The organism is Lederbergia galactosidilytica (genome assembly GCF_017873565.1).
Taxonomy (GTDB): Bacteria; Bacillota; Bacilli; order Bacillales; family Bacillaceae_C; genus Lederbergia; species Lederbergia galactosidilytica.
In genome coordinates, this window is the sequence record NZ_JAGGKH010000002.1 from 260,293 (window position 1) to 274,725 (window position 14,433).

Here is a 14,433-nt window from a genome sequence, read left to right on the forward strand (position 1 = left end):
TTAATTCATCTCCCATTCTAAATTCACCTGCTTGTAAGCAGCATACGGATTTTGCGCCTTTGTAATGGAACGACCTACAACAATATGTGTCGAACCAAGTTCATTCGCTTCCCTTGGACCAACTATTCTTTTTTGATCATCAGCTACATCTCCTGCAAGCCGAATTCCTGGGGTCACTCTCAAAAAGCTTTCATTTAATCTATTTCGAATTTCTCTTGCCTCTAGGGCCGAACAAACAACACCGTCTAATCCGGCTTGCTGAGCTAAAGCAGCATAATGAAGAACAGAATCTTTCAAGGGTTTGTCAATTAATTGTTCTTCTTGCATTTGCTCTTCACTTGTACTCGTCAACTGTGTAACAGCAATTATTTTAGGTCTTTTCTGTCCTGCTAACGTTCCTTCTTCTAACCCTTTTATGGCCGCCCTCATCATTTCTAAACCTCCAGCGGCATGGACATTAACCATATCCACTTCAAACTGAGCAAGAACCTTCATTGCACTGTAAACAGTATTCGGTATATCATGCAATTTAAGATCAAGAAATATCTCATGACCACAATCCTTTACGTAACTTAGTAGACTAGGACCCTCTTTATAAAACAATTCCATGCCTACCTTTACGTATAATGACTCTTCTTCAAAGCTTTGCAAAAATTGAACCATTTCATTTTTTGACGAAAAATCAAGTGCCACAATAGGTTTAGCCCGCATAAGATTTCCAACTCCTTCCAACCAATTCAGATAGTTGAGATACGTTTAATTCATCTAATTTATTTGATAGCTCTTCTATAAGACGCGGGCATATAAATGGGTCAGAAAAATTCATTGTACCAACAGCGACAGCACTTGCGCCGGCATACAAATACTCGATAATATCATCGACTGATTCAATCCCCCCCATACCAATAATCGGTATTGTGACTCTTTGACTTACTTCATAAATCATTCGAATCGCAACTGGCTTAATAGCAGGACCAGATAAACCTCCACTTTGATTGGCTAAAATCGGCTTTCCAGTCTTAAGATCAATCCGCATACCAAGTAATGTATTAATCATTGTTAATCCATCTGCTCCAGCTTCTTCAACAGCTTGGGCCATTCCAACAATATCGGCTACATTTGGAGAAAGTTTGACATAGACAGGAACAGCTGAAGCGTCCTTCACTCTTTTTGTTAATTCAGCTGCAACTTCTGGAATCGTTCCAAAAGCGATTCCTCCTTTTTTTACATTAGGACAAGAAATATTTAGTTCAAGGGCATGAACATTTGGCGCCTTTGAAATTTCTTTTGCCACTTCCACATAATCATTCATCTCTGAGCCAGCTACGTTGGCAATAATAGGTACATCAAATTGTTCTAACCATGGCAATTCATTAGCTAGAACCCCATTAAGTCCTGGGTTTTGCAAACCAATCGCGTTCAACATCCCAGCAGCTGTCTCTGCCACTCTTGGAGTCGGATTGCCAAATCTTGGTTCAAGCGTGGTTGCTTTGATCATAATCGCCCCTAATGTATTTAAATCATACAACTGGCTAAATTCTTGGCCAAAACCAAAACAACCGGATGCTGGCATTACTGGATTTTTTAAAGACAACCCTGGTAATTCTACATGCAAACGATTCATGTTAGTACCACCCTTCCGATTGGAAAAACAGGACCATCACTACAAACTTTCACGTAGTCTTTTCCATTGACAGGTTCATTGACATGACATACACATGCAAAACAAGCGCCAATTCCGCACCCCATTCGTTGTTCCATCGATAAAAATCCTTTCTTGTCTTTATATTCTTGTTGTAAAGCATTTAGCATGGGGGTCGGTCCACAAGCAAAAATCACATCAAAATCTAGTTGTTTTTCCGCTATCACATTTGTTACAAATCCTTTTGTTCCAAGTGAACCATCTACAGTTGCTATATAAGTCTCACCATATCGCGAAAATTCCTTTTCATAAAAAACAACTTCAGAAGATTGAAACCCAAGTACATGTTTCGTTTCTACCCCTTGTTTTGTAAGTTGTTTTGCTAATTCATATAATGGAGGAACCCCAATTCCACCCCCAACAAGCAAGGCTGTTTCACTTGAATCGGTCGCATTTATAGGGAAGCCGTTTCCGAGCGGTCCTAAAACATCCAGTTGACGATTTACTGTGTATTGGGAAAGCAAATTTGTTCCCTTCCCTTCCGCTCGATAAATAACTGTAAATTGATTTTTCATTTTATCAATATGGGCGACACTGATCGGTCGTCTTAGAAGGGGATCCAGCCCCGGGTTTGGCAGAATATGGACAAACTGCCCGGGCTGCTTCATTTGCTGTACCATAGCACCTTCCAAAATTAATTCAAAAATATTCCTCGCGATCTCCCGCTGTGAAACGACACGCATGATTTCTTGTTGGATCAAGGTTTAATCGCCTCTTTTCCTTTAACCCCTCCACCTACCATTGGTGCGGATGAGAAAACCATTGATTCTAATACTCCTAAAATAGCTTCAGCTGTATCAAGAGATGTTAAACATGCAATTCCATTTTCTACAGACTCTCTTCTAATTCTAAAACCATCTCGTTGCGGTTGTTTCCCTTTTGTTAATGTATTGATAACAATTTGTGCTTTTCCTTGGCGGATGACATCAATCAGTGTAAGACCATTAGAACCAATTTTCCCAACAATTTCGACTGGGACTCGTTTATTGGCAATCACATTTGCTGTACCACTAGTAGCAAGGATCCGATAGCCAATAGCTGAAAATCTTTGCGCCAATCGACAAGCCTCTTCTTTATCCTTATCAGCTACTGTAATTAAGACCGTTCCATACGTTTTAATTTGCATTCCTGATGCCACAAGTCCCTTGTATAATGCTTTTTCCATTGTTTTATCTTTTCCCATTACTTCTCCAGTTGATTTCATCTCTGGCCCTAAAGTAATATCAACTCTTCTTAGTTTTGCAAATGAGAAGACAGGTACTTTTACATATACACCCGCCTGTTCGGGCACAATACCAGTTTCATAGCCTAATTCAGGTAGGCTCTTTCCTAGTATCACTCTTGTTGCTAGATTAGCCATCGGCACCCTAGTGATTTTACTTAAGAAAGGAACAGTTCGACTTGAGCGCGGATTAACTTCGATTACATACAATTCATTTTTTGATATAACATATTGGATGTTTAACAAGCCGATGATTTCTAATCCTCTTGCCAAACGCTTTGTATAATCAACAATTTTCTCTTTCATTTCCGAACTAATATTTTGTGGTGGATAAACGGCAATTGAATCACCTGAATGGACCCCTGCCCGTTCTATATGCTCCATAATCCCCGGGATCAGTACATTTTCTCCGTCAGAAATGGCATCCACTTCAATTTCCTTACCTATCAAGTAGCGATCAACTAAAACTGGATGCTCCGGGTTGATCTTAACTGCATTTTCCATATAATGTAATAACTCTTTTTCTTCGTAGACAATTTCCATTGCTCTTCCACCTAATACATAGGATGGTCGAACAAGGACTGGATACCCAATTTCAGTGGCAATTTTAACTGCTTCTTCCACAGAAAAGGCTGTTTTTCCTTTCGGTTGTGGAATTCGCAAAATTTCCAATGCTTGCTCAAATTTATCGCGATTTTCTGCTCGATCTAGACTTTCTAAAGAGGTTCCCAAAATTCGAACTCCCCGACTTTCTAATTCCGCCGCTAAATTAATCGCCGTTTGCCCACCAAATTGGACAACAACTCCCTCAGGTTGTTCTAGATCAATTACATGCATTACATCTTCAATTGTCAGTGGTTCAAAATAAAGTTTATCGGAAATACTAAAGTCCGTTGATACTGTTTCCGGATTATTATTAATAATGATCGCTTCATAGCCTGCTTCTTGAATTGCCCATACACTATGGACCGTAGCATAATCAAATTCAACCCCTTGGCCAATGCGGATCGGACCAGAACCTAGAACAACTACGCTTTTTTTGCCGCTCTGAATGGATTCATTCTCTGTTTCATATGTTCCATAGAAATAAGGTGTTTCAGCTTCAAATTCACCAGCACAAGTGTCTACTTTTTTATAAACAGGCATGATTCCATGCTTTTGCCGCCACTCATATAAGTCCTGCTCTGTAATGTCCCATAGCTTTGCAATCGTCTTATCGCTAAAACCTGATTCTTTTGCCTTTTGTCCCCATCCAATATCCATTGGGGCATCCTTTAATTGTTGTTCAAGCTTAATAACTTTTTCTAATTTGTATAAGAAATAAAGATCGATTTGACTCCAGTTATGAATCTGTTCAATCGAAATCCCTTGCCTTATAGCCTCTCCGATAAAAAACAAACGCTCATCTGTCGCTTTCTCAATTTGTTTTTGCAACACAGTATATTCAATCTGCGAACTTCCCGGAAGTTCAAGATGGAATATCCCACTTTCCAAAGAACGTACTGCTTTTAATAATGATTCCTCAAATGTTCTACCAATGGCCATTACTTCACCAGTTGCTTTCATTTGTGTACCCAATCTTCGATTAGCGGATTCAAATTTATCAAAAGGCCATCTTGGTATTTTTGTGACAATATAATCAATAGTTGGTTCAAAACAAGCATATGTTTGACCTGTTACAGGATTCATAATTTCATCCAATGTATATCCTGCTGCTATCTTAGCGGCAAGTTTTGCAATCGGGAACCCAGTTGCTTTTGAAGCAAGTGCTGATGAGCGGCTTACCCGTGGATTAACCTCAATGCAGTAGTATTGAAAACTCTCTGGATCAAGGGCAAGCTGTACATTACAACCTCCTTCAATTCCAAGTGCACGGATCAATTTTAATGAAGCATTACGCATCATTTGTAGCTCACGGTCACTAAGAGTTTGACATGGAGCCACAACAATTGAGTCCCCTGTATGTATGCCGACTGGATCAAAATTCTCCATATGACAGATAACAATGGCATTATCATTCGCGTCCCTCATCACTTCGAACTCGATTTCTTTAAAACCTGCAATACTTTTTTCAACAAGACATTGGTGAACAGGACTATGTTTTAATCCACTAGCCACAATTTCCTTTAATTCCTCTAGGTCTTCGCAGATTCCTCCTCCTGTTCCCCCTAGTGTATAAGCAGGTCTGACGATAATTGGATAGCCAATTTTTTCGGCGAATGAAATGGCTTCATCAATTGAATGAATAATATCACTATCTGGTACAGGCTCATTTAATTGATTCATTAAAGCGCGAAATTGATCACGATCTTCTGCCTGTTCAATAGCCGATAGTTTCGTTCCTAAGATTTCAACATTACATTCCTCTAAAATGCCAGCTTGTGCAAGTTGCATCGCCATATTTAGTCCAGTTTGGCCACCTAAAGTTGGTAAAATGGCATCTGGTCTTTCTTTTCGAATGATTCTTGCTACAAATTCTAATGTTAATGGTTCAATATAGACAGCATCTGCGATTTCTGTATCTGTCATAATAGTTGCTGGATTTGAATTGATTAAAATAACTCGATAGCCCTCTTCTTTTAAAGCGAGACAGGCTTGGGTACCTGCATAATCAAATTCTGCTGCTTGACCAATAACAATTGGGCCAGATCCAATCACAAGTATACTTTGAATATCGGTTCTTTTAGGCATGTTGTTTCGCTCCTTCTTCTTGAAGATTCTTTCCATTCATCAACCGCATAAATTGATCAAATACTATTTTTCCATCTTCAGAGCCTGGCGCTGCTTCCGGCTGGAACTGAACTGAAATAGCAGGTAGTTTAATATGTTTCAATCCTTCAATGGAGTTACCATTTAAAGCCTGGTAAGTAACGCTTAATACACTTGGGTCAATAGATGCCCCTACAACTTCGTACCCGTGATTTTGGGAAGTAAAGATAACTTTTCCGTTAGAAAGGTCTTTTACTGGGTAACTCGTTCCTCTATGTCCAAAGGTCATTTTCTCAATTTGGCAACCATTTGCTAAAGCAAATAGTTGATGTCCTAAACCAATCCCAAATACTGGAATTTGCTTTTGAACAATCTGGATCATTTCGCATACATGAAGAAGATTCTCAGGATTTCCTGGTCCATTCGAGAGTAAAATTCCATCTGGTCGGTAAGAAAGAATCTCTTCAGCAGGTGTGTCAAAAGGAACAACCATGATATCACAACCACGTTCAGTTAATTCTCGCAAAATGCCATGCTTTAATCCGAAATCTACTACAACAACATTCCTACCTCTGCCTGGACTTGGAAATGGTTTTGTTCTAGATACATGCTTTACTTCATTTGTTGGATATGTAGTCGCACGTAAGCGAATAAGCACATCTTCAGTTTCCTCATCAATATGGCATATAATCCCTTTCATCGTTCCTTTTTCTCTAATTAATCGTGTTAGTTTTCTTGTATCTACGCCAGTAATACCAGGAATTTCTTTAAGTTTTAGAAATTCTCCAATAGACATATTAGACCGCCAATTAGATGGGAAGTCACATGCTTCTTTCACAATGATTGCTTTGATCATTGGATGAATGCTTTCAAAATCATCACGGTTAATCCCATAGTTACCGATAAGCGGATAGCTAAAGGTCAAGATCTGCCCATAATTGGAAGGATCGGAAATGATTTCCTGATACCCGCTCATACTACTATTAAACACAACTTCTCCAATTACTTCTTTCTCGCTGCCAATCGCTTCACCAATAAATATTGTGCCATCTTCTAGTACAAGTTTCCTTTTCATTGAGCATTCTCTCCTTCAGACCATTTCAATTCTCCATTGACAAAGGTAGCTACAGGCCATCCTTGACACTTCCATCCCGTAAATGGGGTGTTTTTTCCTTTGGAGACAAAATCAGCAGATTGAATAATTTTGTCTTGTTTCAAGTCGATTAATGTAAAATCAGCTTGCACTCCTAGACCAATTCTTCCTGTCTCAAGATTAAAAGTTTGCACAGGTTTAATCGTTAACCAATCAAGTAGTTGCTCCAATTGAAATACCCCTGTTTTGACAAACTTTGTATAAAGGAGGGGAAAAGCTGTTTCTAGGCCAACTATCCCAAATGGGGCATCATTCATCCCTTTTGCCTTATCTTCGGCAGTATGTGGGGCATGGTCTGTTGCAATAAAATCAATCGTACCATCCAACAAGCCCGCGATTAGTGCTTCTCGATCTTCTTTTCCTCTTAAAGGAGGATTCATTTTGAAATTCGTGTCTTCCCCAGGAATATCTTCATCACAAAGCAATAGATGATGGGGTGACACTTCTGCTGTGACATGAATACCCGCTCGTTTCGCATCTCGCACTGCCCGAACAGATTCTTTCGTGCTGATATGACAAACATGGTAATGGCAATTCGCTGCTTCTGCTAACAATACATCTCTTGCAATCTGAACGGACTCACAAATTGATGGAATGCCCGGGATACCTGATTTATAGGAAAATTCCCCATCATGCACAGCCCCTCCATAAATAAGCGAATTATCCTCACAATGGGCGACGATCGCCATATCTAGTTTTGCTGCTTGTTTCATCGCTTCGTACATCATCCCAGCTTCTTGGATACCGACTCCATCATCTGTAAAGGCAAATGCTCCAGCTTGCTTCAACGCCACAAAATCAACAAGTTTTGTTCCTTTTTGCCCCATAGTAATCGATGCGTATGGCAACACATGGACATTTCCTCGGTTCTTACATTCATTTACTAGCCATTCCATCTGTTCAGGATTATCAGGAACTGGATTTGTATTGGGCATGGCAGCAACAGTCGTAAAACCGCCCTTTGCCGCAGCAAGTGTCCCTGTTTCAATCGTCTCTTTCTGCTCACCACCTGGTTCTCGTAAATGAATATGTAGGTCAACAAATCCAGGACTAAGCAGTAAGCCGCTTGCATTCCATTCCTTTTCCCCATTACTTAAGAGCTCTTGCCCGATTTCTTCTATTCTTCCATCCTTTACTCTTATATCAACTTCTTCTAGGGAATTTGTAGATAAATATGCATTTTTAATTAACCAATTCATTGAGATTATACCTCCTGAGATTCTAGTAATTTTCTTAAAACAGCCATTCGAACATATACCCCATTTTCCATTTGCTTAAAGATTCTCGAACGCTCACACTCTACTAAACTATCAGCTATTTCTATCTGACGATTCACTGGAGCAGGGTGCATAATAATACTGCCTTTTTTCATTCTATTTTCCCGTTCGATTGTCAACCCATATTGTTGATGATATTGTTCAGCAGTGATCGCCGATAAGCTTAAGTGGCGTTCGTATTGAATTCTGAGTAGCATGATAACATCAACTGATTCGATAATTTCGTCTATTTTATAGTTGTACGTTTCCTCATTTAAAAACCATTCATCAGGTCCAGAAAAAATAACTTCTGCTCCCAGTGCATTCAATGCCTTTAAATTAGATTTGGCCACCCGACTATGATTCAAATCACCAATGATTGCCACTTTTAAACCTTCAAAAGAGCCAAATTCTTGTTGAATGGTTAGCAGGTCAAGTAAACATTGGGTAGGATGTTGCCCGCACCCATCTCCACCATTCACAAGATGAAGATTAACTTTATCTTTTAATTCGTTATAATATGCTTCTTGTTCATGGCGAATTACAGCAACAGAAATCCCGATCGATTCTAAAGTACGAACCGTGTCATATAAGCTTTCCCCTTTTGTTGTGCTACAATATCCTGTCTCAAAAGGGATAACGTCTAGGCCGATTCTTCTCTCTGCCATCTCAAAGCTCGTTTTTGTTCTCGTACTAGGTTCAAAAAACAAATTTGTCGCATAGACTTTTTGTTCCGGAGACCAACTGTCACCCTTTGCAAATGAATCGGCAGTATGTAAAATTTCCAATATCTCGTTAGTTGTTAAATCATTCATAGTTAGTAAATGCTTCATTCAAGTAGCCTCCTCATTTTCCCAATAAAAAAACCCTCTGTCCATATCTAGACAAAGAGGGTACAAAAAGAAGCAGGCTAAAATCGCTTCCTGTTTAACCTCCCTTTGTCAGCCTCACTGGACTGTCTTTTAAAAGGGACACCTATTTATTTATGAATATTTACTTGATCCATTCCATCTGACTCGAAAAGTTCAACAACAATTTTTTCCTGGCTTGATGTAGGGATGTTTTTTCCGATGAAATCAGCACGAATCGGCAATTCACGATGTCCTCGATCGACCAAAACGGCCAATTGAATAGAAGAGGGGCGTCCAAAATCAACAAGTGCATCCATCGCTGCTCTTACTGTACGACCAGTATATAAAACATCATCTACTAAGATAACTTTCTTATTTTTAATTTCGACTGGTAGTTCGGAACCTTTCACTTCAGGTTCGGCATCAACTGTCTTATACGTCAGATCATCTCGGTAAAGGGTTATATCTAATTCCCCGACAGGAATTTTTTGCCCTTCAATTTGTTCAATTCGCTTTGCTAAACGCTCCGCTAAATGAATGCCCCTCGTTTTAATTCCAACGAGAATACATTCTTCAATCCCTTTGTTTCGTTCTAAAATTTCGTGAGCAATCCTTGTTAATGCTCTTTGAATGGATTTTTCATCCAAAACTATTGTTTTTCCCATTTTTACTCACCTCTTTTCAAGAAATGCGCAAGGCGCCCACCTACCGGCGACAAGCAAATGTTCAGAGACAATGAAAGGCGTTCTTTGCCTTATATTGGCTTAGGTTATTTGAAGGACATCGGTTAAGTTCGCGACGTCCTGGCAGCAGACTCAGACCGCGACGTCCTGTCGCCTCATCGGCACTAGTCATCCTGTACGTCGCAATGCCGATGGACTCTGCTCCTGCGAGCCTCGCGCCGTTAACGCCTAAAACTTGATCCAACATTAACCGAAATTTATCCTCTTTATCCTTTGAAGTAATGAAAAAACCTCATACCATATCGAGGTATGAGGGTATACGAATCCCAAATTTAAGTACTTATGTATGATACACATAAGTATCGGTCTGTATCCTTCATAGCCTCACAGGACTACATTAAAGGTTCATATGTAACTATAGTTACTATATACTTTCCGAATATCTTTGTCAATTCTTTTTTATCTTAACTCATCAAGTAATTCTTCAAAATACTTAGGCAATGGGCTAGAAAATTCCATATATTCTTTTTTTCGCGGATGGATAAACCCTAATATCCCAGCATGTAATACTTGTCCATTCATTTCTAACGTTTTCCTTGGTCCATATTTAGGATCCCCGACAAGTGGGTAGCCGATATATTTCATATGTACACGAATTTGATGTGTTCTTCCCGTTTCTAATACACATTCCAAGAATGTATATGGTTCCAAACGTTCAATCACTTGAAAATGTGTGACTGCGTGTTTGCCTCCATCGACAACCGTCATTTTTTGTCTGTCTTCTTTATCCCGGCCAATTGGGGCATCAATTGTTCCATGGTCGTGAGGAATTACACCATGTACAAGGGCAAAATACTTTCGAGTAACCGTTTTTGCGACTAATTGATTAACTAGCTGTTCATGGGCATAATCATTTTTTGCTACCATTAATAAACCCGAGGTATCTTTATCAATCCGATGTACAATACCTGGACGCAATACTCCATTGATCCCCGATAAATCTTGACAATGTGCCATAAGTCCGTTTACAAGAGTCCCTGTATAATGACCTGGTGCAGGATGCACGACCATTCCTTTCGGCTTGTTTACGACAATGACATCTTCATCCTCGAAATAGATATCAAGTTCCATTGGTTCTGGTTGAACATCTAATGGTTCCGGATCTGGTATAGAAATTTCAATTTTGTCACCGATTCGGCATTTATAATTTGCTTTTTCTATTTTACCATTTACTTGGACTCTTTTATCACGAATCCATTGTTGTACTTGAGTCCGAGACCATTCTGTATGAAATGTAGATATCACTTTGTCAATGCGTTCGCCATTTCCGATTTCGACTGTAAAGTGTTCAATGTTGTTCATTCTTTTTCTCCTTCTCTTCTCGAGCTTCTATGATGAGTTGGATAAACATGAGAATTACTCCTATTGTGAGAGCTGAATCCGCAATATTAAAAATTGGAAAATCATATGTGAAAATATAAGTATCAACAAAATCTACGACTTCTTGACGAAAAACACGATCAATAAAGTTACCAATTGCTCCTCCTAAAATAAAGCTTAAACTTAATTGGAAGAGATATTTTCCTTTTGCATGCTTTTCAAGATAATAGATAATCGCCACCACTACAATAACAGTTATAATGTAAAATAACCACATTTGATTTTCTAGTATTCCCCACGCTGCGCCACGGTTCCTGTGAGAGGTTAGATAAAAGAAATTTTGAATAATAGGGATACTTTCCCCTAGTTCCATATTTTTTACCACCAGCCATTTAGTAAACTGGTCAAGAGCAACGATAAAAAATGCAATGATATAAAAGATCACTGGCTAACCTCCACTTCAAATTGTAATCTATTCTTTAGTATTTTAGCATAAATCCATGTCTAGAACGAACCTTATTCACAATCCATTGCCAGATTGTTTCCGTATTCTCTCGGTAAAAAACTATTTTTTTTCGACTCATTTGCTTTTTTTCTATAGCAAGAGTTCAAAATTTGCTTTCCTAAAAAATAGTCCTCCTGAACACGGAGGACTATCTAAATTATTATACATAATTTTCTTTTACAACAGAAGCACATCGTGGACAAAGAGTTGGATGATCACTATCTTGACCAACTTCTGGTGTTACAATCCAACATCTTTCACAAGTATCTCCTTCTGCTTTTTCAACTACAATCGCACCATGTTCTAATTTTAATGCTGTATCAGGAGCTTCATCAATGCTGCCACCAATCGCAAAATCAGAAACAATAAACAACTGCTTCATATTGCCATGTAACTCTTCTAATAAAGCTTTCGTATCCTCATTAACATATAAAGTAACTTTTGCTGTTAATGATTTGCCGATCACTTTTTGATTACGTGCTTCTTCCAAAGCTTTCAGCACATCATCTCGTAATTTAAGGAAGTCACTCCACCGAGCCTCAATTTGATTACTCTTGTCAATCTCTTTAAACCCAGGCATATCTGTCAGTTGTACACTTTCTTCATGAACCCCTGGTATGAATGACCAAACCTCATCAGCTGTATGCGGCAAAATTGGGGACAGAAGTTTCACCAATGTAATAAGAGATTCATGCATAACAGTTTGCATTGCTCGTCGTTCATAATGATCTTTCGCCTCAATATATAAAATATCCTTCGCGAAATCCAAGTAGAACGAGCTTAAATCAAGTGTACAGAAATTATTTACTTCATGATAAATATTCATGTATTCAAAATTATCATAGGCATCCCGAACTTTTTTGACCAAATTATTTAATCGGACAACTAAAAATTGATCTACTTCTCTTAATTTTTCATAAGGAATGGTGTCTGTAGTTGGATTAAAATCAGCTAAGTTTCCTAGTAGAAAGCGGAATGTATTTCTGATTTTCCGATAAACTTCACTTACTTGCTTAATAATCGGATCAGAAATCCGTACATCTGCTTGATAATCAACAGAAGCTACCCAAAGCCTTACAATTTCTGCGCCGTATTGATTCATCAGTTTAGACGGAACAATAACATTTCCAATTGATTTACTCATTTTCCGGCCCTCACCATCATTAACAAAGCCGTGACTTAGGACCCCTTTATAAGGCGCTTGGCCAGTAACTGCAACAGCTGTTGTTAAAGAAGAGTTGAACCATCCACGATATTGGTCAGATCCTTCCAAATATAAATCAGCTGGGCGCCGTAAGTCGCTCCGTTCTTCTAAAACACCTTGATGGGATGAGCCTGAATCGAACCAAACATCCATAATATCCGTTTCTTTTGTAAATTCCCCATTGGGACTACCAGGATGCTCAAAACCCTCAGGAAGCAATGCTTTTGCATCTCTTTCAAACCAAATATTAGATCCATGCTCCCTAAATAGCTTTGCAATATGATCAATTGTTTCGTCTGTAATAATGGATTCTCCATTCTCTGCATAGAAGACAGGGATTGGAACACCCCATACACGTTGTCTAGAGATACACCAGTCACCACGATCGCGAATCATATTAAACAGCCGAGTTTCACCCCATTTTGGTACCCACTGAACATTTTTAACAGCCTCTAATAATTCATCTCTGAAATCCTTAATCGAAGCAAACCATTGGGCGGTTGCACGGAAAATAATTGGTTTCTTCGTCCGCCAATCATGTGGATAGGAATGGGTAATAAAACTTAAATTCAATAATGCGCCGACTTCTTTTAATTTATCTGTAATAGCAATATTCGCTTTGTCATAAAATAAACCTTCAAAGCCAGGTGCTTCCTCTGTCATACAACCTCTATCATCAACAGGACAGAGGACATCAAGGCCATATTTCTGTCCAATATAGAAGTCATCTTCCCCATGACCAGGTGCTGTATGAACACAACCAGTTCCTGATTCAATTGTTACATGTTCTCCTAAAATGATTGGAGACTCACGATCATAAAGAGGGTGTTTCGTGACAATATTTTCTAGTTGTGAACCTTTAAATGTGTGTAATACCTCAACATCTTCCCATCCTAAAGTTGTCTGCACTGATTCTAATAAGGCTTCCGCGATAACATATTTCTGATCTGCTACTTTGACAACAGCATAATCCAAATCTGGATGAATGGCGATCGCTAAATTGGCTGGAATCGTCCAAGGAGTAGTCGTCCAAATAATAAATTTCGTTCCAGTTTCAATCACATTTTTCCCATCTGTCACTTCAAAGCTAACATAAATGGACGGTGAACGTTTGTCTTGGTACTCAATCTCAGCTTCTGCTAAAGCAGATTCACTTGATGGAGACCAATAGACAGGCTTTTTACCTTTGTAAATATAGCCCTTCTTAGCCATATCTCCAAATACGAGAATTTGTTGCGCCTCATATTCCGGCTTAAGTGTAATATATGGATTTTCCCAATCTCCCCGAACACCAAGACGCTTAAATTCGGTTCTTTGATTATCAATTTGTTCCAATGCATACTTGGCACAAAGCTCCCTAAACTCTTTAAGCGACATTTCCTTCCGCTTAACACCTTTATTCGTAAGGGCCTGCTCAATTGGCAAACCATGGGTATCCCATCCCGGTACATATGGAGCACAATATCCACTCATTGACTTATATCGAACAATAAAATCTTTTAGAATCTTATTTAACGCATGCCCCATATGAAGATTTCCATTAGCGTACGGAGGTCCATCATGCAAAATATATAACGGACGATCTTTAGTTCTTTCTTGAACCTTTTTATAAATATCCTGTTCTTGCCAACGAGCCTGCATTTCTGGCTCTTTCTTAGGTAAATTCCCCCTCATGGGAAACTCCGTTTTTGGCATTAAGAGTGTTTCTTTATATTCCATTTTATAATATCCTCCTATCATCTATACAGCATATGAACTGTTATTAGCC

The 14,433-nt window shown here is 38.9% G+C and carries 11 protein-coding genes; all 11 read right to left on the bottom strand.

What is annotated here, in order from left to right:
• The 11 genes from pyrF to ileS all read right to left on the bottom strand — a co-directional run bounded on the left by pyrF (position 1) and on the right by ileS (position 14,384).
• Positions 1-711, bottom strand: coding sequence for an orotidine-5'-phosphate decarboxylase (pyrF, locus tag J2Z23_RS03125; RefSeq protein ID WP_057986754.1), 711 nt, complete (start codon positions 709-711; stop codon positions 1-3).
• On the bottom strand, positions 701-1,624 hold the full coding sequence (locus J2Z23_RS03130; protein WP_057986755.1) for a dihydroorotate dehydrogenase: 924 nt from the start codon (positions 1,622-1,624) through the stop codon (positions 701-703). Before J2Z23_RS03130 ends, pyrF begins: the two co-directional genes overlap by 11 nt.
• Positions 1,621-2,403, bottom strand: a complete 783-nt coding sequence (locus J2Z23_RS03135; protein WP_057986756.1) for a dihydroorotate dehydrogenase electron transfer subunit — start codon at positions 2,401-2,403, stop codon at positions 1,621-1,623. The genes J2Z23_RS03130 and J2Z23_RS03135 overlap by 4 nt, the downstream gene beginning before the upstream one ends.
• Positions 2,400-5,615 (bottom strand): carbamoyl-phosphate synthase large subunit, encoded by a 3,216-nt coding sequence (gene carB, locus J2Z23_RS03140; protein WP_057986758.1) that lies wholly within the window; start codon positions 5,613-5,615, stop codon positions 2,400-2,402. The genes J2Z23_RS03135 and carB overlap by 4 nt, the downstream gene beginning before the upstream one ends.
• Positions 5,608-6,708 carry a carbamoyl phosphate synthase small subunit gene (locus tag J2Z23_RS03145; RefSeq protein WP_057986760.1) on the bottom strand — a complete coding sequence of 367 codons (1,101 nt, stop codon included), beginning with the start codon at positions 6,706-6,708 and terminating at the stop codon, positions 5,608-5,610. The genes carB and J2Z23_RS03145 overlap by 8 nt, the downstream gene beginning before the upstream one ends.
• Entirely contained in the window at positions 6,705-7,985 is a 1,281-nt protein-coding gene (locus J2Z23_RS03150; protein ID WP_057986762.1) for a dihydroorotase, read from the bottom strand. The genes J2Z23_RS03145 and J2Z23_RS03150 overlap by 4 nt, the downstream gene beginning before the upstream one ends.
• A 5-nt stretch (positions 7,986-7,990) precedes the next feature.
• Positions 7,991-8,875: an aspartate carbamoyltransferase catalytic subunit gene (locus tag J2Z23_RS03155; RefSeq protein WP_057986763.1), complete on the bottom strand. Its 885-nt coding sequence runs from the start codon at positions 8,873-8,875 to the stop codon at positions 7,991-7,993.
• 146 nt (positions 8,876-9,021) lie between these two features.
• Positions 9,022-9,558: a bifunctional pyr operon transcriptional regulator/uracil phosphoribosyltransferase PyrR gene (pyrR, locus tag J2Z23_RS03160; protein ID WP_057986765.1), complete on the bottom strand. Its 537-nt coding sequence runs from the start codon at positions 9,556-9,558 to the stop codon at positions 9,022-9,024.
• 477 nt (positions 9,559-10,035) lie between these two features.
• Positions 10,036-10,938, bottom strand: coding sequence for an RluA family pseudouridine synthase (locus J2Z23_RS03165; RefSeq protein ID WP_057986768.1), 903 nt, complete (start codon positions 10,936-10,938; stop codon positions 10,036-10,038).
• A complete protein-coding gene (lspA, locus tag J2Z23_RS03170) occupies positions 10,925-11,401 on the bottom strand; it encodes a signal peptidase II (protein ID WP_057986770.1) in 477 nt (158 codons plus the stop codon). Before lspA ends, J2Z23_RS03165 begins: the two co-directional genes overlap by 14 nt.
• 220 nt (positions 11,402-11,621) lie before the next feature.
• Complete coding sequence (gene ileS / locus J2Z23_RS03175; protein ID WP_057986772.1) at positions 11,622-14,384, bottom strand: isoleucine--tRNA ligase; 2,763 nt, start codon at positions 14,382-14,384, stop codon at positions 11,622-11,624.
• Positions 14,385-14,433 lie beyond the last annotated feature (49 nt).